Source organism: Roseateles sp. L2-2, assembly GCF_050613215.1.
In the GTDB taxonomy this organism is placed as follows: Bacteria; Pseudomonadota; Gammaproteobacteria; order Burkholderiales; family Burkholderiaceae_C; genus Roseateles; species Roseateles noduli.
Genome location: NZ_CP192509.1, coordinates 2,415,469 through 2,440,356, shown reverse-complemented (window position 1 = coordinate 2,440,356; position 24,888 = coordinate 2,415,469). Strand labels below are relative to the sequence as shown.

26 protein-coding genes are annotated in these 24,888 nt (G+C 68.4%); 15 read left to right on the top strand and 11 right to left on the bottom strand.

Features of this window, described 5'->3' with window-relative positions:
• The first annotated feature begins 37 nt into the window (after positions 1-37).
• Complete coding sequence (locus tag ACQZ13_RS10945) at positions 38-508, top strand: nuclear transport factor 2 family protein (RefSeq protein ID WP_431051806.1); 471 nt, start codon at positions 38-40, stop codon at positions 506-508.
• Between the two features lie 32 nt (positions 509-540).
• Here the strand turns inward: ACQZ13_RS10945 and ACQZ13_RS10940 are convergent, their stop codons facing one another.
• The 3 genes from ACQZ13_RS10940 to ACQZ13_RS10930 all read right to left on the bottom strand — a co-directional run bounded on the left by ACQZ13_RS10940 (position 541) and on the right by ACQZ13_RS10930 (position 1,898).
• Positions 541-894, bottom strand: a complete 354-nt coding sequence (locus tag ACQZ13_RS10940) for a tetratricopeptide repeat protein (RefSeq protein WP_431051805.1) — start codon at positions 892-894, stop codon at positions 541-543.
• A gap of 138 nt (positions 895-1,032) precedes the next feature.
• Entirely contained in the window at positions 1,033-1,236 is a 204-nt protein-coding gene (locus tag ACQZ13_RS10935) for a hypothetical protein (RefSeq protein WP_431051803.1), read from the bottom strand.
• Complete coding sequence (locus ACQZ13_RS10930; protein ID WP_431051801.1) at positions 1,233-1,898, bottom strand: hypothetical protein; 666 nt, start codon at positions 1,896-1,898, stop codon at positions 1,233-1,235. The genes ACQZ13_RS10935 and ACQZ13_RS10930 overlap by 4 nt, the downstream gene beginning before the upstream one ends.
• A gap of 282 nt (positions 1,899-2,180) precedes the next feature.
• On the opposite strand from ACQZ13_RS10930, the gene ACQZ13_RS10925 reads away from it, so the two are divergent.
• On the top strand, positions 2,181-3,818 hold the full coding sequence (locus ACQZ13_RS10925; protein WP_431051799.1) for a DUF4832 domain-containing protein: 1,638 nt from the start codon (positions 2,181-2,183) through the stop codon (positions 3,816-3,818).
• Between the two features lie 264 nt (positions 3,819-4,082).
• Here ACQZ13_RS10925 and ACQZ13_RS10920 read toward each other — a convergent pair whose 3' ends face one another.
• Both ACQZ13_RS10920 and ACQZ13_RS10915 read right to left on the bottom strand, forming a co-directional pair.
• Positions 4,083-5,483: a DUF6895 family protein gene (locus tag ACQZ13_RS10920; protein WP_431051797.1), complete on the bottom strand. Its 1,401-nt coding sequence runs from the start codon at positions 5,481-5,483 to the stop codon at positions 4,083-4,085.
• 4 nt (positions 5,484-5,487) lie between these two features.
• Positions 5,488-5,718, bottom strand: coding sequence for a hypothetical protein (locus tag ACQZ13_RS10915; protein ID WP_088403830.1), 231 nt, complete (start codon positions 5,716-5,718; stop codon positions 5,488-5,490).
• Positions 5,719-6,044: 326 nt separating this feature from the next.
• Between ACQZ13_RS10915 and kdgD the strand changes: the two genes are divergently transcribed.
• From kdgD to garD, 4 genes are all read left to right on the top strand, one after another.
• Positions 6,045-6,959, top strand: a complete 915-nt coding sequence (gene kdgD, locus ACQZ13_RS10910) for a 5-dehydro-4-deoxyglucarate dehydratase (RefSeq protein ID WP_431051795.1) — start codon at positions 6,045-6,047, stop codon at positions 6,957-6,959.
• A gap of 106 nt (positions 6,960-7,065) precedes the next feature.
• The gene (locus ACQZ13_RS10905; RefSeq protein ID WP_431051793.1) at positions 7,066-8,505 is read left to right on the top strand and encodes an aldehyde dehydrogenase family protein; all 1,440 of its coding nucleotides are present in this window, start codon (positions 7,066-7,068) and stop codon (positions 8,503-8,505) included.
• Between the two features lie 98 nt (positions 8,506-8,603).
• Positions 8,604-9,959 carry an MFS transporter gene (locus ACQZ13_RS10900; protein WP_431051791.1) on the top strand — a complete coding sequence of 452 codons (1,356 nt, stop codon included), beginning with the start codon at positions 8,604-8,606 and terminating at the stop codon, positions 9,957-9,959.
• Positions 9,960-10,047: 88 nt separating this feature from the next.
• Positions 10,048-11,625: a galactarate dehydratase gene (gene garD / locus ACQZ13_RS10895; protein WP_431051789.1), complete on the top strand. Its 1,578-nt coding sequence runs from the start codon at positions 10,048-10,050 to the stop codon at positions 11,623-11,625.
• Positions 11,626-11,821: 196 nt separating this feature from the next.
• Here the strand turns inward: garD and ACQZ13_RS10890 are convergent, their stop codons facing one another.
• On the bottom strand, positions 11,822-12,196 hold the full coding sequence (locus ACQZ13_RS10890; RefSeq protein WP_431051787.1) for a response regulator: 375 nt from the start codon (positions 12,194-12,196) through the stop codon (positions 11,822-11,824).
• Positions 12,197-12,512: 316 nt separating this feature from the next.
• Between ACQZ13_RS10890 and ACQZ13_RS10885 the strand changes: the two genes are divergently transcribed.
• Genes ACQZ13_RS10885 through ACQZ13_RS10870 form a run of 4 tightly spaced genes read left to right on the top strand, consistent with a single transcriptional unit; the run spans position 12,513 to position 18,057 of the window.
• The gene (locus ACQZ13_RS10885) at positions 12,513-13,193 is read left to right on the top strand and encodes a biliverdin-producing heme oxygenase (RefSeq protein WP_431051785.1); all 681 of its coding nucleotides are present in this window, start codon (positions 12,513-12,515) and stop codon (positions 13,191-13,193) included.
• On the top strand, positions 13,190-15,556 hold the full coding sequence (locus ACQZ13_RS10880; RefSeq protein ID WP_431051783.1) for an ATP-binding protein: 2,367 nt from the start codon (positions 13,190-13,192) through the stop codon (positions 15,554-15,556). The genes ACQZ13_RS10885 and ACQZ13_RS10880 overlap by 4 nt, the downstream gene beginning before the upstream one ends.
• A gap of 19 nt (positions 15,557-15,575) precedes the next feature.
• Positions 15,576-16,034, top strand: a complete 459-nt coding sequence (locus ACQZ13_RS10875; RefSeq protein ID WP_431051781.1) for a response regulator — start codon at positions 15,576-15,578, stop codon at positions 16,032-16,034.
• Between the two features lie 4 nt (positions 16,035-16,038).
• Positions 16,039-18,057: a response regulator gene (locus ACQZ13_RS10870; protein ID WP_431051779.1), complete on the top strand. Its 2,019-nt coding sequence runs from the start codon at positions 16,039-16,041 to the stop codon at positions 18,055-18,057.
• Between the two features lie 28 nt (positions 18,058-18,085).
• Here the strand turns inward: ACQZ13_RS10870 and ACQZ13_RS10865 are convergent, their stop codons facing one another.
• From ACQZ13_RS10865 to ACQZ13_RS10855, 3 genes are all read right to left on the bottom strand, one after another.
• Positions 18,086-18,829: a tetratricopeptide repeat protein gene (locus ACQZ13_RS10865; RefSeq protein WP_431051777.1), complete on the bottom strand. Its 744-nt coding sequence runs from the start codon at positions 18,827-18,829 to the stop codon at positions 18,086-18,088.
• A 186-nt stretch (positions 18,830-19,015) separates the two neighbouring features.
• Positions 19,016-19,342 (bottom strand): hypothetical protein, encoded by a 327-nt coding sequence (locus ACQZ13_RS10860; protein WP_431051775.1) that lies wholly within the window; start codon positions 19,340-19,342, stop codon positions 19,016-19,018.
• 99 nt (positions 19,343-19,441) lie between these two features.
• Positions 19,442-19,963, bottom strand: coding sequence for a deoxycytidylate deaminase (locus ACQZ13_RS10855; protein ID WP_088405525.1), 522 nt, complete (start codon positions 19,961-19,963; stop codon positions 19,442-19,444).
• A gap of 187 nt (positions 19,964-20,150) precedes the next feature.
• Here ACQZ13_RS10855 and ACQZ13_RS10850 point away from each other — a divergent pair, with 187 nt between their 5' ends.
• From ACQZ13_RS10850 to ACQZ13_RS10830, 5 genes are all read left to right on the top strand, one after another.
• Positions 20,151-21,338, top strand: coding sequence for an epoxide hydrolase family protein (locus ACQZ13_RS10850; protein ID WP_431051773.1), 1,188 nt, complete (start codon positions 20,151-20,153; stop codon positions 21,336-21,338).
• Positions 21,319-22,011 (top strand): helix-turn-helix domain-containing protein, encoded by a 693-nt coding sequence (locus ACQZ13_RS10845; RefSeq protein WP_431051771.1) that lies wholly within the window; start codon positions 21,319-21,321, stop codon positions 22,009-22,011. The genes ACQZ13_RS10850 and ACQZ13_RS10845 overlap by 20 nt, the downstream gene beginning before the upstream one ends.
• Before the next feature lie 180 nt (positions 22,012-22,191).
• A complete protein-coding gene (locus ACQZ13_RS10840) occupies positions 22,192-22,845 on the top strand; it encodes a type IV toxin-antitoxin system AbiEi family antitoxin domain-containing protein (protein WP_431053189.1) in 654 nt (217 codons plus the stop codon).
• Positions 22,842-23,246 (top strand): nucleotidyl transferase AbiEii/AbiGii toxin family protein, encoded by a 405-nt coding sequence (locus tag ACQZ13_RS10835; protein ID WP_431051769.1) that lies wholly within the window; start codon positions 22,842-22,844, stop codon positions 23,244-23,246. Before ACQZ13_RS10840 ends, ACQZ13_RS10835 begins: the two co-directional genes overlap by 4 nt.
• Entirely contained in the window at positions 23,131-23,376 is a 246-nt protein-coding gene (locus ACQZ13_RS10830) for a hypothetical protein (RefSeq protein WP_431051767.1), read from the top strand. Before ACQZ13_RS10835 ends, ACQZ13_RS10830 begins: the two co-directional genes overlap by 116 nt.
• An 18-nt stretch (positions 23,377-23,394) precedes the next feature.
• Here the strand turns inward: ACQZ13_RS10830 and rnhA are convergent, their stop codons facing one another.
• Positions 23,395-23,877 (bottom strand): ribonuclease HI, encoded by a 483-nt coding sequence (gene rnhA, locus ACQZ13_RS10825; protein ID WP_088405522.1) that lies wholly within the window; start codon positions 23,875-23,877, stop codon positions 23,395-23,397.
• Between the two features lie 31 nt (positions 23,878-23,908).
• Positions 23,909-24,862, bottom strand: a complete 954-nt coding sequence (locus ACQZ13_RS10820) for a class I SAM-dependent methyltransferase (protein WP_431051765.1) — start codon at positions 24,860-24,862, stop codon at positions 23,909-23,911.
• Between the last annotated feature and the right edge of the window lie 26 nt (positions 24,863-24,888).

The window sequence follows — 24,888 nt, the reverse complement described above, 5'->3', positions numbered from 1 at the left end:
CCAGCGTCGACTTCAACAAGCCAATACAGACCCGACGATGCACAAGCTCTTCCGCGCTCTTCCCCTCTTTTTTGCCAGCCTGATCGCCCTTTCTGGCGCAGTGCATGCGGCGCCGCCGCAGGCGCGCGACCTCAAGCAGGAAGAGACCAACCGCGCGATGGTGGTCGATTTCTACGACCGCTTCTTCAACAAGCACGAGATCGCTTCGGCGCGCGTGGTGGCGGACAGCTACCGCCAGCACAACCCCGACGTGCCGGACGGCAAGGCGCCGTTCGTGTCGTACTTCAGCGGCTTCTTCAAGGAGCACCCGAAGTCGACCTCTCGTATCGTGCGGAGCGCGACGTCCGGGGACCTCGTGTATCTGCATGTCCACTTCAAGGTCGAGCCGGCGGACCGCGGTCAGGCCGTGGTCGACATCTTCCGCGTCGCGGACGGCAAGATCGTCGAGCACTGGGACGTGGTGCAGGACGTGCCGGAAAAGGCGGCGAACAAGAACACGATGTTCTGAGTTCGGAACGACGCCGACGGGACGCCCGACCTTCAGTCCCTCGTCAGGTCCTCAAGCAACGCTCGCGCCCGTTCCAACGAATCCGGGCTGACGCTGCTTGACGCCAGCACGCGCTGCAGCAGTTCGATGGTGCGGGGGCGTTCCGCCTGGCCCGGCGGGAGCAGATCGGCGAGCTCCAGCGCAGCCTCGCCGTCGCCGCGATCGGCGGCCTGCTGGAAGCAGTCCATCGCAGCGCTCCGATCGCCTCGACGCCGATAGCTGATGCCCAGGTTCAGCAGCGCCGTCACGCTGCCGGCGGCGATGGCGCGCCGGGCCCATTCGAGCGAACGTTCCCAATCGGGCACCACGCCTTCGCCGGCCTCGTACATGTTCGCGAGCATGGCCATCGCATCTGCGTGACCGGCTTCAGCGGCGCCTTGAAACCAAGGGAGGGCCGCAGCGAAATCGCCTTGCCAATACTTGTCGAACGCCTCTGCCTCTGTTGCATCCATGGGCGAATGTCTCCGTTGCTCAGCGCTCAGGCGTCAGGGCGTGCCGGAAGGTTCGACCTTGCCTGCGGCGGCACTCTTTTCCCGCTCGATCTTCTCCAACATTTTTCGAAACCTCTCCTCGATCTCCGGATCGATGTCACCGAACTCTCGAAATCCGTGCTTCTCCGCGGACAGTCGCAGTGCTTCCTCGGTCGACATGGGTCGGCACACACGTGCGGCAATTTCCCAGGGTTTCATGGCGTCACCTCAATGCTTCGCTTCTTCGCATAGCGATGGAAGTGGTCCCAACTGCGCGAAGGTTCTTTCAACTGGAACTCCAAGTGGATCGAGCGCCCAAAGCTTAGCCAAAATTCCTGCCCTGCATGTGTGTACATCAGGTCGATCATGTCCACACAGTGTCGACAGCAATCCGGAAGCGCCGGATGGCTCAACAAGTCCGCAGGCACCGGCGCATTGAAGCCCAAGCTTGCCCAAACGTAGTAACCGACCATTGCCATGGGTCCACTCATCGAACTCGAATCTCCGACCGCGCTGACAACCACCTTCGTGAAATGTGCGAGCCGTTTCGCCTCGTGCAGTTCGATGGCCACGCTTCGCATGCCGATGCCTTGGCGTCGGAACTCCGACCGCAGGACGAAGGCCGCATTTTCAATCTCGAAGACGTATCCGCCATCGATCGCCTGACTCACGCGGCGGACCAGCGGCTCACACAACAGATCCTGATTGGTGACCCGCAGTTCTATCTGTCCATCAGAGTTCGGCATCACGTCGAGGTGACTTCCCTTCGGTGCGCCAGACAGCCGAATCAGCTCTTCGTCCGAGTACCACCCGTGCAACTCGGGCGCACGGGTGACCCGCACCATCGACACATCAAACCATTTCTTCGTGACCTCATCCATCCGTACTGCTCCGCGACAACAACGATGCAGAAAGTCTGGAGCTGCTGGTTCCTCCCGGAATCGAACGAAGGCGTTTTGGTGAGCTCGCCTTGACCAATCACCGATGACAACCCACCTCCGGGTGTGTCGCGACGGGCTCGCTTGACACGAGCTTTCGCCCCTTGAAACCTCGAAAGAGTTTTTCCAGGCACCGCCCGCGATGCACTCTGTTGCGCTCGGTTGCGGCGTTCGAGGCTTCGTCAGAAATACATTGGCAACAAACCAGCCAATGAGCCCGCATCCATGCTGAAGCAACGCCTCCTCCGCCGTCCGTTCCTGGGCATGAGCCCGATCGCCGCGGCGTTCTCGATGGCGATCCTCACGGCCTGCGGCGGCGGATCGGGATCCAGCGAGGCCTCGCCGCCGCCAGTCGCAACCACTCCGCCACCGACTGGCGCCAGCTCGCCGACGACGCCGACCACACCGGAAACGCCGTCCACGCCGACAACTCCGACGACGCCTACAACACCCACGACGCCGACGACTCCAACGACGCCGGAGACGCCGACGACCACACCGGTGCCCACGCCGGTGCCGCCCGCCGGCACCGACGATCCCCAGACGGTCGCCACCTTCACCGCGACCGACGCGGAACTTCCCAACCCCGAGCGCGGCTTCTACCGCTGGACCTGGGCCAACCTCGACACCTTCACCCGCGCCGACGCCGATGACGCCTACAAGGCCGGCTACCGCCTGCTGTTCTCCAAGCTGGACCTGTCGGCCTATCGCGGTTCAGACCTGACCCCGGCGCTGCTCGCGCAGGTCGAGACCGCCTTCGACCACGCGCGCGCCGCCGGCGTGAAGCTGGTGATCCGCGTCGTCTACAACTATCCCGAATCCGAGGTCGACTACCAGAACGCCAAGGACGCGCCGCTGTCCCGCGTGCTCGCGCACATCACGCAGTTCAAGCCGGTGCTGCAGCGCAACGCCGACGTCATCGCGTTCATGCAGGCCGGGTTCATCGGCGCCTGGGGCGAGTGGCACACCTCCTCCAACAACCTGACCGCGGCGGCCAGCCGCAACCAGATCCGCGATGCGCTGCTCGCCGCGCTGCCGGCAAGCCGCTTCATCCAGCTGCGGTATCCGCCGTATGTGATGGACGGCACGCCTACGCTGCCGAGCTTGAGCGCGGTGCTGACCGGCGGGTTGCGCGTCGGGGTACACAACGACTGCTTCCTCGCCAGCAAGACGGATGTGGGGACGTACGACGACAACGCGACCACGGCGGCGAAGCAGCGCGACTACGTCGATCGGCTGGGGGATCTCGCGCCCTTCGGCGGCGAGACCTGCAATCCCGCCGACGAAGCCGGCGCGGTGCCGCGCAGCCAGTGCGCGGACATCCTCGGCGAGGGCGCCCGCTACAACCTGACCTACCTCAACGACGAGTACTACCGCACCGCCTTCCACGACAAGTGGGTGCAAGGCGGCTGCATGGCCGAAGTGCGCCGGAAGATGGGCTATCGGTTGGTGCTGGTGAAGGCGTCGCACGCGGCAGCGGTGACGCGGGGGCAGTCCTTGACGCTGAAGCTGGATCTGCGCAACGACGGCTGGGCGCGCGTGTTCAATCCGCGCGGCGTGCAGCTGGTGCTGAAGAACGCCACCAGCGGCGAGGTGCGTCGCATCGATGCCTCGGGCGCGGACCCGCGCACCTGGCTGCCGAGCGGCGTCGACCAGGCGGCGACGCTCGCCGCGTCCGTGCCGGCGGATCTGCCGGTCGGTCGCTATCAGGTGAGCGTGGCGCTGCCAGACGGCGATACCCGTCTCGCCACCGACGCGCGATTCGCGATCCGCTGGGCCAATGCGGACAACGCCGCGTCGGGACAGCGATGGGACGCCACATTGGGGGCGTTCGCGCTCGGCACTGTGGTTGATGTGAAGTGACGAGATCTTGTTGACTGCATAGGCCGCTGGCCCTCACCCCCACCCTCTCCCGCGGTGCGGGAGAGGGGGCCACCCCGGTGCTCCTGCGCCGAAAGGCTCACTCTTACTCCTGCTCCGAATGGCTCGGTGCATTCTCACTCCCTCTCCCGCTTGCGGGAGAGGGCGGGGGTGAGGGGCGCGCGCAGCGCGCGGGGTCTAGGCAGTCATTGAGCCTCTTGCTCCCTCTCCCGCACTGCGGGAGAGGGCCGGGGTGAGGGTCGTGGATCAGCGCGAGGCCATCGCTTCCGCTTGAAGGCGACCGATGGCCGTGATGCGCTGGAGACGCCGCAGCGCCTGATGCGCCGACGGTCCGTCGCAGTCGTCGTGTTCCAGCGTCGCAGCCAAGGCTTCGCGCAGTCGCGGAATGTCGTTGGCGGACGCCGCCCGGCGGAACCAGGCGCTGAAGCACAACGACGCGAACGCGGCGCGCTCGTGCTCATCGAGTGCCGCAAGGGCACGCTGCCACCGCGGCACGAACGGCCTGGCGGGCAGACGCTCGAGCAGATCGCCGACGGACCGCGGCCGCGTGCCAGCGGGCTGCGCCACCGAACGCTGATCCCGGGCCGAGATCCGCGTCGGCTCGGGAAGCCTCTCCCCCTCCGTCTGCAGCGCCACCGCGCACAGCATGCCCATCACGAGATTCGCGTGATACGAGGTCCGCTGCACCACGTCCTCATGCGCGAGACCGGCACCCGATCGCCCCGCCCATCGCGCGTAGTCCGGCCCCGGCAGGAACGCGTGCTCGTCCTGCACCCGCATCAACAGCTCGAGCGCGAAGACCGCCGCCGCACTCCATCGCTGGCGCAGCATCGGCCACGTCCACAGCAGCTCGGCCGCCAGGTCGAAGTTGTCCGCATCGAGCGCCGCGGCCAGACCCGCTTCCGCCTCGGCGAGGATGTCCTCGACCGGTCGCGGCGGATGCACCGCTCGCCGCCCCATGTCGGAGGCATACATCACCACGTGAGTGAACATGTAGAGGTCCAGCGTCGAGCAGCCCAGCACATCGAGCGGCCACCCGATGCACGTGGCGACGAGCAGCTCCTCGTCGATCGGCTCGACCTCGACGCGCCCGCGCCGGATCTGGTCGAGCCAGGCGCATTCGAGCTGGTGATTGGGCAGACGCTCCGGACCGCACGCGTCCTCGCCGTCGAGGATGTCGTCGAGCAGCCGGTCGAACGCCTCGTCCGGATACCCGGCGTCGCCGAGGAACAGATGCGCCGATGCATGCTCCAGCGCGCGACCGGCGTCGTTGCACAGGCGCTCACGCACCCGCGCCCCGCGCGCCTGCGCCACGAGCTGCACGGCGAGCAGCCGGGACTCGACATCGAGTGTCTCGTCCTCGCCGCGCAACGGCGCCGTCGTGCGCAGCAGCATCGCGGCCTCGCCGACGACCTTGCCGAGCACCAGTGCGGCCGGCGCGGCCGGCGCGACCGGCCCCTTGGAAGCCTCGCGACCGCCCTCGGCGAGGAGGCCCTCCTCCTCCGCGGCCACGGCCGCCTTCAAGGTCCTGCGGGCCATGCGCACCGCGAGGTGCACGCGGCCGAGCAGGTCGTCCCGACGCCGGGCCGCGACCGACCGCCTGCCAACCACCGGCCGGACCATGGGCATCGAGACAACCGCGCTCATGGCCTCACCCGCGCAGTTGCGGCGCGTCGCGCAGGATGTCGAGTTCCGGCCCCGGCCAGCCGCAGTTCCAGATGGCGTGGCGGTTGATGATGGTCACCAGCGGCTCGCCCTGCAGCAGGGCGCGCTCGCCGAACTTGGCGAAGGTCGCGCTCACCGCGTCGATGTTGATGGCCTTGCTCTCGACGAGCGCCTCGATGACCTGCTGCTGGAAGGCGGTTCTTGCTTCGGTTCTCATGACTGACTCCTTGATGGGATGCGCGTCGGAGATGAAGCGGACTGCCCTACCCCTCGATCGCCTACCGGTTGTAGGCGGCGCTCCCGCAGCCACCTACCCCTAGGTCGCCCCCCTCTGAAGGGGTCCCTCCAATGGGCGCCCGCGAATGAGCGCCCTCCATCGGGGGATGACCGCGCGAAAAGCGGTTAGGTGATTACCCGCAGTTGTACGACATCCCTCTTGAACCGTGATGTCCTGCTCGCTACCATCTGCTCACGCTGGTACCGGTACCAATCCAGGTGCGATGAAGGGTCCAGCGCTGTTGTAGCCACGGAGACAAGCCCCTCATGACCTCGCCCCAAGCCCTCAAAGAGACGATTTCCCACGGCCTGCTGTCGTTCCCGCTGACCGACTTCGACGCCCAGCTGAACTTCGCGCCCAAGCCCTACGCCGAGCGCCTCGAATGGCTGATGCCCTACGGCGCCACCGCCCTGTTCGCCGCCGGCGGCACCGGCGAGTTCTTCTCGCTCGAACCCAAGGAATACAGCGACGTCATCCGCGTCGCCGTCGAGACCTGCAAGGGCCGCATGCCCATCATCGCGGGCGCCGGCGGCCCGACCAAGGTCGCCATCCAGTACGCGCAGGAAGCCGAACGCCTGGGCGCCCAGGGCATCCTGCTGCTGCCCCACTACCTGACCGAAGCGTCGCAGGACGGCCTGGTCGCCCACGTGCAGGCGGTGTGCCGCAGCGTCAAGTTCGGCGTCATCGTCTACAACCGCGGCGCCTGCCGCCTGACGCCCGAATCGCTGCTCAAGCTGGCCGACACCTGCCCCAACCTGATCGGCTTCAAGGACGGCTTCGGCGACATCGAATCCTTCGTCTCCATCCGCCAGACCCTGGGCGACCGCTTCAGCTACCTGGGCGGCCTGCCCACCGCCGAAGTCTTCGCCGGCGCCTACCGCGCCATGGGCTGCCCGGTGTATTCGTCGGCCGTCTTCAACTTCATCCCGAAGACCGCCATCGACTTCTACAACGCCCACGCCGCCGGCGACACCGCGACGACCGACCGCCTGATCAAGGAGTTCTTCCTCCCCTACATCGCCCTGCGCAACAAGGGCCACGGCTACGCGGTCTCCATCGTCAAGGCCGGCGCCACCCTGGTCGGCCACGCCGCCGGTCCGGTGCGTCCGCCGCTGTCCGACCTCAAGCCGGCGGAAGTCGATGAGCTGGGCTCGCTGATCTCCAGGCTGGGCCCGCAGTAAGGCCTCAGCGGCGCGCGCCGATCACGACGGCGCGCGCTCCCCCTTCTCTCGCCGCATCCCCGATGGCGACGGGCGAAGCCCAGTCCAAGACAGAGAGCAGTCAGTCATGTTCAAGAACCTCATCAACGGCGAGTGGGTCGACGGTCCCCGCGCTTCCCGCAACATCAACCCGAGCGACACGCGCGACGTGGTCGGCGAATACGCCCAGGCCGACGTGACGCAGACCCGCGCCGCGATCGCCGCCGCGCGCAACGCCTTCGGCAAGTGGAGCCTGGCCACGCCGCAGCAGCGCTTCGACGTGCTCGACGCCGCCGGGGCCGAGATCCTCGCGCGCCGCGCCGAACTCGGCGACCTGCTCGCCCGCGAGGAAGGCAAGACGCTGCCCGAAGCCATCGGCGAAGTCGCCCGCGCCGGCAACATCTTCAAGTTCTTCGCCGGCGAGGCGCTTCGTGTCGGCGGCGAGGTCGTGCCGTCCGTGCGTCCCGGCGTCGGCGTCGAGGTGACCCGCGAGCCCATCGGCGTCGTCGGCCTGATCACGCCGTGGAACTTCCCGATCGCGATCCCCGCCTGGAAGATCGCGCCCGCCCTCGCCTTCGGCAACAGCGTGGTGCTCAAGCCGGCCGATCTGGTGCCGGGTTCTGCCTGGGCCATTGCGGACATCCTCAAGCGCGCGGGCCTGCCCGACGGCGTCTTCAACCTCGTCATGGGCCGCGGCTCCGAGGTCGGCGCCGAGCTGCTGGAGAACGCCGGCGTCGACGCCATCAGCTTCACCGGCAGCGTGGCCACCGGCCAGCGCGTCGCGGCGGCCTGCGTGGCGCGCGGTGCGAAGTTCCAGCTGGAGATGGGCGGCAAGAACCCGTTCGTCGTGCTGGACGACGCGGACCTGGACGTGGCCGTCGCGGCCGCGATCAACAGCGGCTTCTTCTCGACGGGTCAGCGCTGCACGGCGTCCTCGCGCCTGATCGTCACCGAAGGCATCCATGACCGCTTCGTCGCCGCGATGGTCGAGCGCATGAAGACGCTGAAGGTCGACGACGCGCGCAAGGCCGGCACCGACATCGGCCCGGTCGTCGACGAGCGCCAGCTCGCGCAGGACCTGGAGTACATCGCCATCGCCAAGGCCGAAGGCGCGACGCTCGCCGCCGGCGGCGAGGCGCTGGCCAGCAGCAGCGCGGGCGCGCCCGGCTTCTACCTGACGCCGGCGCTGTTCACCGAGACCGCGCCGGCCATGCGCATCAACCGCGAAGAAGTCTTCGGACCCGTGGTCAGCGTGATCAAGGCGAAGAACTACGACGAGGCGCTGCACCTGGCCAACGACACGCCGTTCGGCCTGGCCACCGGCATCGCGACCACCTCGCTGAAGCACGCGACGCACTTCAAGCGTCACGCGCAGGCCGGCATGGTGATGGTCAACCTGCCGACGGCGGGCGTCGACTATCACGTGCCCTTCGGCGGTCGCAAGTCGTCGAGCTACGGTCCGCGCGAACAGGGCCGCTACGCCGCCGAGTTCTACACGACGGTGAAGACGGCTTACACGCAAGCCTGACGACGGTCCCGAGGCCACGCTGATTCCAGGCCCGACCCCGGGCCATTCCGACAGGCAAGCCGGCGCAGACCGGCCCTCGATACGATTCCGGAGACAACATGCAGTTATCCCTCTCCTCCTCGGCCGCGGCCGGCATCGGCCGCGCGCGCTTCGGCGTGCTGGCGATGATCTTCGCCGTCACGGTCCTGAACTACGCGGACCGCGCCACCGTCGGCGTCGCCGGCCCCGTCCTGTCCAAGGAACTGGGCATCGACTCGATCCAGATGGGCTTCATCTTCTCGGCCTTCAGCTGGTCCTACGTGCTGGGCCAGCTGCCCGGCGGCTGGCTGCTGGACAAGTTCGGCGCCAAGCAGGTCTACGCCTGGAGCATCCTGCTGTGGTCGCTGTTCACCATGCTGCAGGGCAGCGTGCACCACATGGGCATGGACGCCCTGCTCTTCGGCCTGCCGCTGGCGGTGGCGTCGCTGTTCCTGATGCGCCTGATGGTCGGCCTGGCCGAGGCGCCCTCCTTCCCCGCCAACGGCCGCATGGTCGCCGCCTGGTTCCCGGTGAAGGAACGCGGCACCGCGTCGGCGATCTTCAACTCCGCGCAGTACTTCGCCACCGTGCTGTTCGCGCCCATCATGGCGTGGATCGTGCACGCGGTCGGCTGGTCGGAGGTCTTCTACTTCATGGGCGCGCTGGGCATCGTGATGAGCGTGGTGTGGATGCGCACCATGTACAACAGCCCGGCCGACCACCCGACCATCTCGGCCGCGGAGCGCGAGCACATCGAGTCCGGCGGCGCGCTGCTGTCGGGCGACGGCAAGGCCAAGGCGGCGTCGGGCCCCAAGCTCGGCTATCTCAAGCAGCTGCTGGGCAACCGCATGCTGATGGGCGTCTACATCGCGCAGTACTGCGTGAACGTGCTCACCTATTTCTTCCTGACCTGGTTCCCCATCTACCTGGTCAAGGAACGCGGCATGTCGCTGCTCAACGCCGGCATCGTCGCGGCGCTGCCCGCGATCTGCGGCTTCGCCGGCGGCGTGCTGGGCGGCGTGATCTCCGACTGGCTGCTGCGCCGCGGCCATTCGCTGACCTTCGCCCGCAAGGTGCCCATCGTGGTCGGCATGCTGCTGTCGACTTCCATGATCGCGTGCAACTACGTAGGCATCGAGGCCGTCGTCGTCGGCATCATGGCGCTCGCCTTCTTCGGAAAGGGCCTGGGCGCGCTGGGCTGGGCGGTGGTGTCGGACACCTCGCCCAAGGAGATCGCCGGCCTGTCGGGCGCGCTGTTCAACACCTTCGGCAACGTCGCCGGCATCGTGACGCCCATCGTGATCGGCTACATCGTGCAGACGACGAAATCCTTCAACGGCGCGCTGGTCTTCGTCGGCGCGCACGCCCTGATCGCGGTGGCGAGCTATCTGCTCATCGTCGGCGAGATCAAGCGCGTCGAGTTGAAGCCCGTCTGAACGATTGAACGACCGACCGCGCGGAAGCGACGAACGGCTTCCGCGCCTCTCCCCCTCTCCCCAGGTTGAACCGACCCAGGACACGACCATGATCACCTCCCCGCTGACCATCCAGATGCACGAGGCCGACAACGTCGCCATCGTCGCCAACGACGGCGGACTGCCCGAGGGCACGGTGCTGCCCTCCGGACTGGTGCTGCGCAACCAGGTGCCGCAGGGCCACAAGGTCGCGCTGGTCGACCTGCCGGCCGACACGGCGGTGCTGCGCTACAACGTCCCGATCGGCTACGCGCTGCAGGACATCCCGGCCGGCAGCTGGGTGCACGAGCGCCTGCTGCGCATGCCGCCGGCGCGCGAGCTCGAAGGCCTGCCGATGGCCACGGTGCAGGCGCCCGCACTGGAGCCGCTGGAGGGCTACACCTTCCAGGGCTACCGCAACGCGGACGGCTCGGTGGGCACGCGCAACATCCTGGCGATCACGCAGACGGTGCAATGCGTGGCGGGGGTAGTGGAGTTCGCGGTGGAGCGCATCAAGCGCGAGCTACTGCCCAAGTACCCCAACGTCGACGACGTCGTCGGCCTGGCGCACACCTACGGCTGCGGCGTCGCGATCGACGCGCCGGACGCGGTGATCCCCATCCGCACGGTGCGCAACATCAGCCTCAACCCGAACTTCGGCGGCGAGGTGATGGTCGTCAGCCTGGGCTGCGAGAAGCTGCAGCCCGAGCGGCTGATGCCGCCGGGCGTGATCCCGATCGCGGATCAGCGCGGCCAGGGCGTCGAAGGCGTCGCGGCTGAAGCGCTCGATGTCGTCTGCCTGCAGGACGCGAAGCACGTCGGCTTCATGTCGATGATCGATTCGGTGATGACGCAGGCGACCTTCCATCTGGAGCGTTTGAACAAGCGCCGCCGCGAGACGGTGCCGGCCTCGGAGCTGGTGGTCGGCGTGCAGTGCGGCGGCAGCGACGCGTTCTCCGGCGTGACCGCGAACCCGACGGTGGGCTACTGCGCCGACCTGCTGGTGCGCGCGGGCGCGACGGTGATGTTCAGCGAGAACACCGAGGTGCGGGACGGCATCGCGCAGCTGACTTCGCGTGCGAGCTCAGCGGAGGTGGCCGAGGCGATGGTGCGCGAGATGGCCTGGTACGACGCCTACCTGGAACGCGGCAGCGTCGACCGCAGCGCCAACACCACGCCAGGCAACAAGAAGGGCGGGCTGTCCAACATCGTCGAGAAGGCGATGGGCTCGATCGTGAAGAGCGGCAGCTCGGCGATCTCGGGCGTGCTGTCGCCCGGGAACAAGCTCGCGCGCGACCAGCGCGGACTGATCTACGCAGCCACGCCGGCCAGCGACTTCATCTGCGGCACGCTGCAGCTGGCCGCGGGCATGAACCTGCACGTGTTCACCACGGGACGCGGCACACCCTACGGGCTGGCGGAATGCCCGGTGATCAAGGTGGCCACGCGCAGCGACCTGGCGCGTCGATGGCACGACCTCATGGACATCAACGCCGGTCAGATCGCCGACGGCGAGAAGTCCATCCAGGAGATGGGCTGGGAAATGTTCCGGCTAATGCTGGACGTCGCCTCCGGTCGCAAGACCTGGGCGGAGCAGCACAAGCTCGCCAACGCGCTGGTACTGTTCAATCCGGCGCCAGTGACCTGACGCAGGGAAATCCTCTCCCGCCGGGGAGGAGCGACTGCCGTGGGTGCCGGCCGCCTTCCTTCCTCGTCTCTGGGTCCGTATGGGAGAAAGATTTTCCCGGCTCCGCCGCGAAAACCCTTCCCCCATACACCGACACAGCACCGCCCTTCGACGGCCGCGCACCGAGGCGTTCGTCGGGAGAGGTTCTTTGCGGCCTTCAGGCCGCCTGGCGGGAGGCCTGCGACGCGCGGTCCAGGACTTCCTTGAGCTGATCAATCGTCGCCGGCTTGACCAGATAGGCACTCGCGCCACGACGGATCGCCTCTGCGGCATCACCCGGATCCGACGTCCCCGTCAGCATCACGACCGTCATCGGCCCCTGCAGCAAGGCCTCGGTCAGGAAATCCATCCCCTGCCCGTCCGGCAGCGCACGGTCCAGGATCAACACGTCCGGCCGATGCTCCGCGATGCGCTGCCGCGCTTCACGCAAGGTCGCCGCAGTCGCGGCAGAGTAACCCTCCAACTCCAGGAGGATGCCCAGCGTTTCGCTGGACTCGATGTTGTCGTCGACGATGACGGCGTGGGGAGGCATGGCAAACCCTGCGGCAAGAGGTCCACTGAGGAAGACCGACGCGCGCGGCAAGAGCCGGCGCGCGACGGACGTGCGATTAGGCGAATCGGGGAGACCCGGCAAACGGTGTGCCTCCCCCACCCCCATCCCTCTGAAGGACGGTCCGACATTCTTGCCGGGTTCCGGTACCCGCGTCGGGCCCCTCGTCCGTAGGGGGCGGGACGGATGTTTGCCCTGCGCCTTTCTGACCATAATCCGCGCCTTCGCGGAGCGGGGTTGCGGCAAGGCCGCAACAGGACCGTTCCGGGCTGCGCATCCGCCTTGCCTCTCCAGCTTCATGACGACGACCGACGCCACGATCGAGACCGACCTGCTCCCCCGCCTGCGCCGCTGCACGGGGCCGCTGCACGACGACATCGAGGCGCTGCTCCGGCTCGAAGCTCCGATGCCGCTGACGCGCTACGGGCGCATCCTGCGCGGCTTCCATGAGTTCCTGCAGCTCTGGGAACCGCGCGTGCGCCAGGCCTTGCCCGATCGCCTGCACCCGTGGTTCGACGCCCGGGTGCGCTCGCCCTTCGCGGCGCGCGACCTCACCGCCCTGGCGCTGCCCGAGGACGGCACGGACGAGGCGATGCGGGCCTCGGCCCTCGCGGCGCAGCAGGGCCTGCGGCTGGACTCGCCGGCGGCGGCGATCGGATCGCTGTACGTGATCGAGGGCTCGGCGCTCGGCGGGCAGGTGCTGACGCCGAAGCTGCTGGCCGCGCACGGCCTGACCCCCGAGCACGGCACGGCCTACTTCCACGGTTTCGGCACCCGGACCGGTGCGATGTGGCGGGAGTTCCGCCAGCTCGCCCAGGCCGAAGCCGGGGGTTCCGAGCAGGATCGCGCCGCCGCCTGCCAGGCGGCCGTGGACACCTTCCAGGCGCTGATCGCGACGTTCGGACCCGTCGATGCGCCGCAGAAGGCGGCGACACTGCACGCCATCGCCGCGTCGACGGCACCGCCGAGGACCCCATGAACACCGCGACGCTGGCGCCCTCCCCGACGGACCTGCAGATCGCGCAATGCGCGAGCGAGCCGATCCGCGTGCCCGGCGCGATCCAGCCGCACGGCTGGCTGGCCGCGGTGGACTGGCGCAGCGGCGGCCTGGTCGCGTTCAGCGAGAACTGGGCGACGCTGCTGCCCTCCCCGCCGGATGCGCTGCCCGCAAGGATCGAAGGCACGCTGGACGCGGTCAGCGGGGTGCGCCCGGGCCTGGTCGACGGCGAAGGCCCCGTCTCCTGCGGCACGCTGACCGTCGGCGAGCGCCGCCTGCATGTGTCAGGCCACCGCATCGGCCCGCTCGCCTACCTCGAACTCGAAGCCGATGCCGAGGACGCCGGCAACCGGGCCCCGATCTACAGCCTGGCGCGTCACCTCGTGCCGATGATGCAGCGCACATCCGCGGTGACGGAGCTGTGCCGCGTGGTGGTCGCGGAGATGAAGCGGCTGACCGGCTTCGGCCGCTGCCTGGCCTACCGCTTCGACGCGGACGGGCACGGCGAGGTGCTCGCCGAAGCGATCGACGCAGGCTACGACGCCTACGCCGGCCACCACTTCCCGGGTTCGGACATCCCGCCGCAGGCGCGCGAGCTCTACCGCATCAACCACATCCGGCTGATCGCCGACGCGAACTACGAGCCGGTGCGGGTGCGCTTCGTCGACGGCCGCGACGGCACGGCGCTGGACCTGTCGCAGGCCGCGCTGCGCAGCGTGTCGCCGGTGCACCTCGAGTACATGCGCAACATGCGGACGCTGGCGTCGATGTCGGTGTCCATCATCGTGGGCGGCAAGCTGTGGGGCCTGGTGTCCTGCCACGACCACGATCCGAAGCAACTGTCCTGGCAGACGCGCATGGCCTGCGAGCATCTGGGGCAGCTGCTGTCGCTGCAGATCGAGGCCAAGGAAGAGAACGAGCAGGTCACCGAGCAGCTGCGGCTGCGGCAGCTGACGCTGGCCATCGTGTCGCACCTGTCGGACAGCGACGCCACGCTCCAGCGCCTCATCGAAGAACCCGGCCCGCTGCTGCGCCTGGCGCGCGCGACGGGCGCGGCGGTGATCCTCAACGACACCTGCTGGGCCGTCGGCGAGACGCCGGACCATGCGACGCTGCTGGCGCTCGGCCAATGGCTGGGCAACCGCATCGACGAGGTCTGGCACAGCGACCGGCTGCCGGTGGAGGCCTCGTCGTTGAGCGAATTGACGGAAACCTCCGCAGCGCAGGCGCTGGGACCCACGGCGGGACTGCTGGCGATCTCGATCTCCAAGCTGCATCGCCACCACATCGTCTGGTTCCGGCCCGAGATCGTCCAGACCATCGTCTGGGCCGGCGATCCGCGCAAGGAGTCGGCCACCGGTCAGGACTCACGCCTGCATCCGCGCCGCAGCTTCTCCAGTTGGAAGCAGCAGGTCAGCGGTCGGTCCCTGCCCTGGACTCAAGGCGAGGTCCACGCCGTGCAGGAACTGCGGCAGGCGCTGATCGGCATCGTGCTGCGCCGCGCCGAGGAAATGGCGGAAGTCGCCATGGAGCTCGGCCGCGTCAACAAGGAGCTGGAAGCCTTCTCGTACACCGTGTCGCACGACCTGCGCGCGCCGATGCGCCACATCGCGGGCTTCGTCGACCTGGTGCTGGAGATGGAGGGCGGCGCGCTGTCCGAGCGCTCGCGCCGCTACCTCGCGCACGTGAAGGAGGCCTCCGCGCACGCCGGCCAGCTGGTGGACGCGCTGCTGGACTTCTCCCGCATGGGACGCTCGGCGATCAAGCACAGCTCGCTCAACACCGAGCACCTGATCGACGACCTGATCGCGGAACAGACCTCGATGAACAAGGAGCGCCGCATCGAGTGGTCGGTGCAGCGCCCGCTGCCGCGCCTGTGGGGCGACCCGGTGCTGCTGCAGGTGGCCATCCGCAATCTGGTCTCCAACGCCGTGAAGTACACCCGGCCGCGCGATCCGGCGCGCATCGAGATCGCCGGCATCGACAGCGACGAAGGCGTCGGGCTGAGCATCTCGGACAACGGCGTCGGTTTCCAGATGAAGTACGTGAACAAGCTGTTCGGCGTGTTCCAGCGCCTGCACCAGACCGAGGCCTTCGAAGGCACGGGCATCGGCCTGGCCAGCGTGCGCCGCATCGTCGAGCGGCACGGCGGCCAGGTCGAGGCCTGGGGCGAAGCCGACCGCGGCGCACGCTTCCGCTTCACCCTGCCGACGCGCGCGATGCAGGAAGCGCAGGCGCAGGATCCGCTCGCGCCCTCCCCCGCCGACTCCGGCGCCCTCCCCCCTGTCGTCCCCATCGCGAGCGCCTCCGAGCGGCCCGCACGGACCGACACCACCCTTTTCTGACCCGAAGACCCCGAACGCCATGCTCAAGCCCATCCTGCTTGTTGAAGACGACGCCCGCGACCTCGAACTCACCTTGGTCGCGCTGGAACGCAGCCAGCTCGCCAACGAAGTGATCATCGTGCGCGACGGCGCCGAGGCGCTGGACTACCTGAACCGCGAAGGGGTCCATGCGGACCGCGCCGAAGGCAATCCGGCCGTGATCCTGCTGGACCTGAAGCTGCCGAAGGTGAACGGGCTGGAGGTGCTGAAGGCGGTGCGTGCCACGACGAACCTGAAGAGCATCCCGGTGGTGATGCTGACCTCGTCGCAGACGGAGTCGGACGTGGTGCACAGCTACGAGCTGGGCGTGAACGCGTATGTCGTGAAACCGGTGGAGTTCAAGCAGTTCGTCGCGGCGATCGCGGACCTGGGCGTGTTCTGGGCCGTGCTCAACGAGCCGCCGCCCGGATCGCTGCGGGCCACGCGCCGTTACGAATGACGCAATGACTGAACCCTCGCTGTCGCCATCACCGCCGACGTCACCGCCGCCGATTGACGCGGCCGCGCCGCCGCTGGAGATCCTCCTGCTGGAGGATTCGACCTTCGACGCGGAGCTGCTGCTCGCGTCGCTGGAGACGACGCATCCGCGCGCGCGGGTGACCTGGGTGAAGGACGAGGCCCAACTGCTGGGCGCGCTGGAGACGCAGCGCTTCGACCTGATCCTGTCCGACTACCAGTTGCCCGGCTTCACCGGCGCGGAGGCGCTGACGCTGGCGCAGCGGCTGGTGCCCGGCACGCCGTTCATCTTCGTGTCGGGGGTGATCGGCGAGGAGAACACCGTGGAGCTGCTCAAGCGCGGCGCCACCGACTACGTGATGAAGGGCCGCCTGACGCGGCTGCCGGTGGCGATCGACCGCGCGCTGCGCGAGGTGCGCCAGCGCGAGGCGCAGATCCAGGTCGAGGCGCAGTTGCGCGAGGCCGACGCGCTGTACGCGCGGGTGGTGGATTCGCTGCAGGACCATGCGGTGATCCTGCTGGACACCGAAGGTCGGATCCGCGACTGGAACCGGGCGGCGGGGACGATCTTCGGCCACGCGCTGGACGCCGTGCGCGGCATGTCGGCGGAGATCCTGCTGACGCCGGAGGACCGCGCGGCGGGCGTGCTGGAGAACGAGCTGGCGCTGGCGCTGACGCAGGGCGCGGCGCGCGACGACCGCTGGCTGATGCGCCAGGACGGGACGCGGCTGCGCGCCGAAGGCGTGGTGACGCCGCTGTTCAGCGCGTCGGGCGTGACGACGGGGTTCTCCAAGATCGTCAAGGACTCGACGCCGGCCTACGAGGCCCAGCAGGCGCTGCGCCAGGGCAAGGAAGAGGCGGAGCGCGCCAACGAGTTGAAGGACCAGTTCCTCGCGGTGCTGTCGCACGAGCTGCGCTCGCCGCTGAGCGCGATCACGGGTTGGGCGGACATCCTGACCAACTTCTCGGATGCGCATCCGCTGCTGGGCAAGGCGTCGACCGTGATCCGCCGCAACGCGCAGCTGCAGGCGCGGATGATCAACGACCTGCTCGACATGAGCGCGGTCGCGGCCGGCAAGCTGGTGCTGCAGACGGCGCCCATGGACCTGGCGGCGCTGGCGTCGGAGTCGGTGCTGGGCGCGCTGCACGAGGCGCAGGGCAAGGGCGTGGCGCTGAACTGCCATGCGGCGGACGCGGTGTGGGTCGCGGGCGACGCGCAGCGGCTGTCGCAGGTGCTCACGAACCTGATCGGCAACGCCATCAAGTTCACCGAGGGCGGCGGCAGCGTGGACGTGCATGTCGAGATCGAGGACGGCTGCGCGCTGCTGCGCGTGCGGGACACGGGACGCGGCATCTCGCCGGAGTTCCTGCCCTTCGTGTTCGACCGGCTGCGGCAGGAGGACGGCTCGAAGACACGCAAGGTCGGCGGCCTCGGCCTGGGTCTGGCGATCGCGCGCGCGATCGCGCAGCTGCACCAGGGCCGCATCAGCGCCGACAGCCCGGGACCGGGCGGCGGCTCGGTCTTCGAGCTGCGCCTGCCGATGCTGCAGGACCAGGCGCTGGCGCCGCCGCCGTGCGCCGAGCCGGTGGAGCTGTCGGAAGACACGCTGTCGGGCGTGCGGGTGCTGCTCGTCGACGACGAGGAGGACGCGCGCGAGGTCGGCCAGGTGGCGCTGAGCCGCCTGGGCGCGAAGGTCAGCGTGGCGACGAGCGCCGCGGAAGTGCTGTCGCGGCTCGAAGAGGGCGAGGAGCACTACGACCTGCTGGTGTCCGACATCGGGATGCCGGAGATGGACGGGCGCTCGCTGATCCGCGCGGTACGGCAGTTGCCGGGCGGCAGCCCCGAGCAATTGCCGGCCGTGGCGCTGACCGCGTTCGCGATGGTCGCGGATCGGCAGGAAGGTCTCTCCGCCGGGTTCCAGGGCTATGTCGCGAAGCCGATCGAATTGGCGGCGCTGACGCGGGCGATCCAGGTGGCGTTGGGGCGCAAGGCTGGCGGGGATTGACTCCGCAGCGGCGAACCCGGTCGCAGGGTCAGACCTTGCGCGCCGCCCGCAGGCGCCGCATCACCGGTTCATTGAGCTGCTTCGTCAGCGCGTTCCACTTCGCGCTGACCTTGTCGATCTTCGCCAGCAGCGGCTGCGCGGTGGCGTCGTCGCCGCGGCCCATCGCCCAGATGGCGTACTCCGCCCAGGCCTCGACGCTGCCGAAGCGCTCCGACGCGGATTCGAATTCGGCACGCGCTTCCACCGGACGGTCCAGCGCCGCCAGCGCCCGGGCCGTCAGCAGCGACACCGCCTCGGTCCGGAAGTCGGCCTTCTCGGCCCGGATGGCGGCCAGATGTTCCAGCGACTGAGCCGCCTGGCCCGCCGCCAGGAAGGCGCGCGCCGCCCCGAGCCGGATTTCCAGATCCTTCGCGAAGGGGCCCTGCAGGCAGGCCTGGAAACGCTCGGCGGCCTGCGCCGCTTCGCCGGCTTCCAGCAGCGCCGCGGCCAGGCGCATCTGGTTCTGCGCGGTCGGGGTCTCGTCGAAGGCGTCACGCGCCTCGCGCAGTTCCCGGCCCGGATCCATCGCCCGACCCGCCGCGCGCATCGCGCGCCTGGCGCTGCGCTCGACCCGCGAGTGCGGCACCACGAACACCAGCAGGTAGACCAGGCTGCCCAGCAGCGGGAACGAGAACAGGATGACCAGCCAGTACAGCTGTCCCCCGTTGCGCACGACGTGGACGGCGCAGAACAGCGCCAGCAGAACGTGAACACCCAATCCGACGAATGGCATCGCCTTTTCCTCCCGAGTTCAACCGCCGTATCGGCTTTTTTTCGATCGCGGATTCTGCACGCGGGAGATGAAGTCGCCAAGACGGCGAAAGGTAACCGTCGGCGTGCCGTTCAGCGGTCGGCGCCGGAAACGACAAAGGCGCCTCGCGGGCGCCTTCGTTTCGGAATCGGAGGTCTGAAAACCGGCTCAGTGCACCAGGCCGATCCATTCGCCGCGACGCTGGTAGGCGTCGAACAGGGACTGCGCCGCCGCCTGCAGCTGCCAGTCGCCGTGAGCGTAGGCCGTGTTGAGGCGCTCCAGCGCGTAGAGGCGGTCGTACAGCATGCGGGTCGGCTGCAGGGTCAGGCCTTGTCCGGCCATCAGGTCCTGCAGCGCGTACAGCTCGTCCATGCCGGCCGGGCCGGCCACCGTCAGGCCGAGATCCGGCACCAGTCCCCAGGGAGCCTGGGCGGTTTCGGGCATCAGGTGCGGCGGGATGGCGGTGGTGTGCATGGCGGCCTCGGAACGATTCATGTCGGCGTGGGAGGGATCATGAATCGAGCCGAAAAAAACTTGAGCGGGAAAAGCGGGGGGTTTTCCGGCCAGTTCGACGGATCACCCGTCGAGGCGAGGTCAGGTCCGCGGCTTGGCGATGAACCCCGACAGGTCCGTGCACCAGACGGCCGCCGGCACGTCGAGCTCGTTGAGCGCCAGCACGTTGATCCGGGCGTCGGTCAGCATCTTGGCCGAGGCCGCGTTCAGGCCGATCTGGTGGTCCTTCTTCTCCAGGTAGACCACGCGCTGGATGCCGACCTGGATGATGGACTGCACGCAGCGCGGGCACGGGTACTGCGTCGTGTAGATGGTGCTGCCGGTCAGGGGCAGCACGACGCAATTGAGGATCGCGTTGACCTCGGCATGGACGATGTAGCTGTGTCGCGAGTTGGCCGGATCGGTGTCGTCGTCGGACCAGTAGGCCGGGTCGTTGTCGTCGCAGCCGCGCGGCAGGCCGTTGTAGCCCACCCCGACGATCTTGTAGTCGGAACTCGCGATGCAGGCGCCGTTGCGCTTGCGGCTGTCCTTGGAACGGGCGCCGGCCAGCAGGGCCACGCCCATGAACATCGAATGCCAGTCGATCAGCGGTTGGTTGTCCATGACGGGGAGAACGCGAGGGTCCAGGAAGGCGGAGAAGTGTAGTGGAGCGCCAACCGCCTCGCAGCGCGCAGGCCGTCGACCCGCGAAGCGATGGCGGCGCCTGCGAACCGCGGTGTCGGTTTTCTACAAGACCCGGCGGCGCCCTTGTCCGACAGTGAGGCCATCCCCACCGAGCCCAGGAGCCGCCATGAACACCGCCATCCACCCGTTCCGGATCGAGATCCCCCAGTCGCAGATCGACGACCTGCGCGCCCGGCTGGCCGCCACGCGCTGGCCGCAGCCCGTCGTCCGCGATTTCAGCCACGGCCAGGCCGTGTCGCTGGTGCAGGAGCTCGCCGACTACTGGCGCGACAGCTTCGACTGGCGCGCCCAGGAAGCGCGCCTGAACGCGCTGCCGCAGTTCACGACCGAGATCGACGGCCAGACGATCCACTTCATCCATGTGAAGTCGCCGGAGGCGGACGCCTTCCCGCTGATCCTGATGCATGGCTGGCCGAGCTCGCCGGCCGAGTACCTGGACCTCATCGGACCGCTGACGGATCCGCGCGGCCAGGGTCGGGTCGGCGCTCCGGCCTTCGATCTGGTCATCCCCTCGGTGCCGGGCATGGGCCTGTCGTCGCCGCTGGCGTCGGCCGGCTGGGACGCGGCCCGCACCGCGGCCGCCTGGGACACCTTGATGAAGCGCCTGGGCTACGAGCGCTACGGCGCGCAGGGTGGCGACGTCGGCGCCCTGGTCGCGCGCGAACTGGGCATCCTTGCGCCGGAAGGCCTGGCCGGTGTCCACGTCCAGCAGATCTTCGCGTTCCCCGCCGGCGCGCCCGACGAGATGCAAGCCCTGACCCCGTTCGAGATGGCGGGCTTCGAGCGCCTGGACTACTTCCGCAAGTACGCCGGCTACGTCGACATCCAGTCCAAGCGGCCCGGCACCCTCGCCTTCGGCCTGACGGATTCGCCGGCCGCGCTGCTGGCCTGGAACGCCGAGCTGTTCTTCGGCTTCGAAGGGGAGCGCGTCGCGGAGGTCGACCGCGACCGCTTCCTCACGCACCTGTCGCTCTACTGGTTCACCGGCACGGGCGGACAGGCGGCCGAGATGTACTTCGCCAATGCCGCCAGCGGCGCCGGCTATCGCGACCTGCCCAACCCCACGCCGACGGCTGTGGCCGTGTTCCCCGACGACTTCCGTTCGGTCCGCAGCTTCGCGGCGCGCTCGCACGCCCGGCTGCTACAGTGGACCGAGATGCCGCGCGGTGGCCACTTCGCCAACGAGACGGAGCCGCAACTGGTCGTCGACGACCTGCGCCGGTTCTTCGGCGCACTGCAGGCCTCCGCGTCCCAATCACCCCGAGAGGGTCTGGATGGAAGGACCGATCGCTGAAGAGGAACGTCCGGCGGACTCGCCCCTGGTGGCGAAGATCCGCCGCGTCCGCCATCTCGCGGACAGCCAGGAGATCACACTTCCCGACGGCTCCTGGGACCTGCTCTTCGTGCGCCGCGGCGACGGCCCCGTGACGGTGATCCAGACAGGCCAGATCACCGCCCCGCTCACGATAGACAACCGCGCGGGCGACGAGGTCCTGAGCATCGCCTTCAAGACCGAGGTCTACATGCCGCGACTGCCGGGACGGCTGATGGTCGGCCAGGGCGTGGTCTGCCCGACCGACCGGCAAGGGCGCTTCCACATCGGCGAGGAGCGTTTCGAGATCCCCCGCTTCGACAACGCCGAGCAGCTCGTGGCGGCGCTGGCGCGCCAGGGCGTGCTGGAGCGTGATCCGGTTGTCCTGCGGGCAATGCAGGGCGCACGCCAGCGGCTCGACGAACGCAGCATCCAGCGGCACTTCGCGGAGGTCGCGGGACTCGGCCTGAAGACGCTGCAGCAGATCGCGCGAGCCCATCAGGCGGCGGCGCTGCTGCGCCAGGGGAAGACCGCCTCGCAGGTCGCCGCCGAGCTCGGCTTCTCCGATCAGGCGCACATGAGCCATTCGCTCAAGCGGCTGCTGGGGCGTACGCCGCGGGAGATTGCGCAGGGCCTCTTGCCAGCGGTGCGCTGAGCGAGCAAAACCGTTCGACTTTGCGTGTTCGCAGTCGGCGATTCACTTGAATTGCTGGAAGGCGTCAGCGCATCCCCATGGAATGAGTCATAGGCGACGACCCGGTCGACAAGTACGGTCACGAGGTCCGCGACGTCCTCTTCGGAATGTTGCATTTCCTAGGTACTTGTAGACTTATGCATAGCTTCTCCAACACACTCACCGGGATGCCTCGCCGCCCCCCCCCCGCCTCCGCCTTCCTACGAGCAGGCCGTTCTCGCCCTTGCGCAGCAGCGCTCGCTGCTGCGCGCGCGGGACGTGGTCGAGGAAGGGATTCCGTCGATGGTGCTGAGCAGGATGGTGCGGGCAGGCTCGCTGCAGCGCATCAGCCACGGCATTTACGCTCCGAATGAGCGAGATGTCTCTGAACACATTTCGCTTGCCGAGGTGTGTGTGCGGGCGCCTCGCGCGGTGGTCTGCCTCCTCTCCGCGCTGCGATTCCACGAGATCGGGACGCAGGAACCCTACGACGTCTGGATCGCGCTTCCGTCGAGCGCGTCTTCACCACGTATCCACTCGCCAGCGGTGCGCATCATCCGGATGTCGGGCGACGCGCTGACCGAAGGCGTCATCGAGCATGAGATCGACGGCGTCCGCGTGCCGATCTTCAACCCGGCCAAGACCGTCGCCGACTGCTTCAAGTTCCGGAACAAGGTCGGCCTGGACGTCAGCATTGAAGCGCTGCGTGATGGCTGGGCTCAGCAATCCTTCAAGTCGAGCGACCTTCGTCGGTTCGCAAAGATCGATCGCGTCGACAACGTGATGCGTCCGTATGTGGAGAGCCTGATCGCATGAGCCGCAACGTCGCCGCCTCGGTGCGCGACCGGCTGCTCAATCTGGCCCAACGCACCGACATCAACTTCTCCCGCCTCATCACCCGCTTCGGGCTTGAGCGGTTCCTCTACCGTCTCTCCGCATCGCCGCATGCAAACGAATTCCTGCTGAAAGGCGCCCTGCTCTTCTCTCTCTGGTACCAGGAGCGCAACCGCCCGACCCGCGACGCAGATTTCAGAGAAGCTGCACGCGATCTGGGCGCGTGGCGTCGACAACACGCGTCTCAAGGACTACTTCGATCTCGACGTGCTGCTGCACGACGACCTCATCGACGCGCACGAGTTGCGGACCGCGATTGGAGCAACTTTCGCCCAGCGTGGGACGGCGCTGCCCGACGGGGTTCCCGAAGGTCTCACCGATGAGTTCTCAACCCATCCGATCAGGGTCAGCATGTGGAAGTCCTTCCTAAAGAAGAACAATCTGTCGGGCGCGGAGCTTTCGGTGCTTGTGGAGCGAATGGTCGTCGCACTGCGACGACTTGAAGTGATCTGAGCCGGACGCGCCGGCGACTCACTTCGCGACCGACACACCCTTGTTCGCCAACGCATCAGCGCGCTCGTTGCCCGGATCGCCGGCGTGGCCCTTGACCCAGCGCCAGTCCACCGTGTGCAGCTTGCGCAGCGCGTCCAGGCGCTGCCACAGGTCGGCGTTCTTCACCGGCTTGCCGTCCGCCGTCTTCCAGCCGCGGCGCTGCCAGCCCGAGATCCACTCGGTCATGCCCTTGCGCACGTACTCGCTGTCCGTGTAGATCACGATGTTGCAGCTGCGCTTGAGCGAGGTCAGCGCCTCGATCACCGCCGTCAGTTCCATGCGGTTGTTCGTCGTGTTGCGCTCGCCGCCGAACAGCTCCTTCTCGTGGTCGCCGCTCTTGAGCCACGCGCCCCAGCCGCCCGGACCCGGATTGCCCTTGCAGGCGCCGTCCGTGTAGATGACGACGGGCGGCTTGGCGATCTTGGGCGCGGCGGGAGCAGGAGCAGCAGGGGTATCGGTCATGGGAATCAGAAGAAAACGGAGAAGGTCGACGTCAATCGACCTCGACGTCGTCGCGATGACGACGATGGTGATGATGGGCCGCCGCCACCGCCGGAGCGGTCTTGGCGGCGCGCTTCTTGCCGCGCGCCATGCCGATCAGCCGCATGCCGTGCACGCGCTTGACCGCGACGACGCCGTACAGCGCGCCCAGCACCGTCCACCACTTGCCGCCGGGCTTCTCGATCCACTGCCAGCGCGCCAGCCACGCGTCGCTCAACAGCGGCGGCCGGTAGCAGCCGAACTGCGCGCGCTCGACCTCGAACGACAGCAACCTCAACCAGTCGCGCAAACGCCAGTAGCCGAGGTACTCGCGCTCCTCAGGCAGGTAGAGCCGCGGCGGACGGCCCAGCATGCGGCCGTTGACGCGGGCCAGATTCTGCCTCACCGCCCACAGGCTGGCCGGGTTCATCCCAAGGATCACGACCCGGCCCTCCGGACGCAGCACGCGCTCGACCTCGCGCAGGCAGCGGTGCGGATCGGCGGCCTGCTCCAGCGTGTGCGGCAGCAGCACCAGGTCCAGGCTGTTGGCCTCGAAGGGCAAGGCGTCGAACTCGCAGTAGACCGCCGCGCGGCCCGCGCCGTTCAGGCCCGGCGCCAGTTCGGCCTGCGGTTCAGGCTGGTATTCCAGCGGATGCGCGCCCACGCCCCGCCGCGGCGGACCGGCGACGCCGTCCTCGAACGGGCGGTGGTTCAGCGCCAGCCAGCGGTTGCTCATGCGGTTGGTCCGCAGGCCGTGGAGTTGCGGGAAGCCGAGCTGCAGCGCGTGATACCCGAACCAGTCGATCACCGCCGCATCGATGAAGCGCTGCTCCCAGGCCAGCAGGTAGCGACCGGCGGGCGTGCGCAACCAGTGCGCGAACTCCGCCGCGGCGGTGTCCGGCCGGAAGTGCGCCTCTACAATCGGCGGCTTCTCGTCGCTGTCGTCGTCCTGGCCCGGAGTCTTCATCGCTGGGACCTGATCCCCTTGCCTGC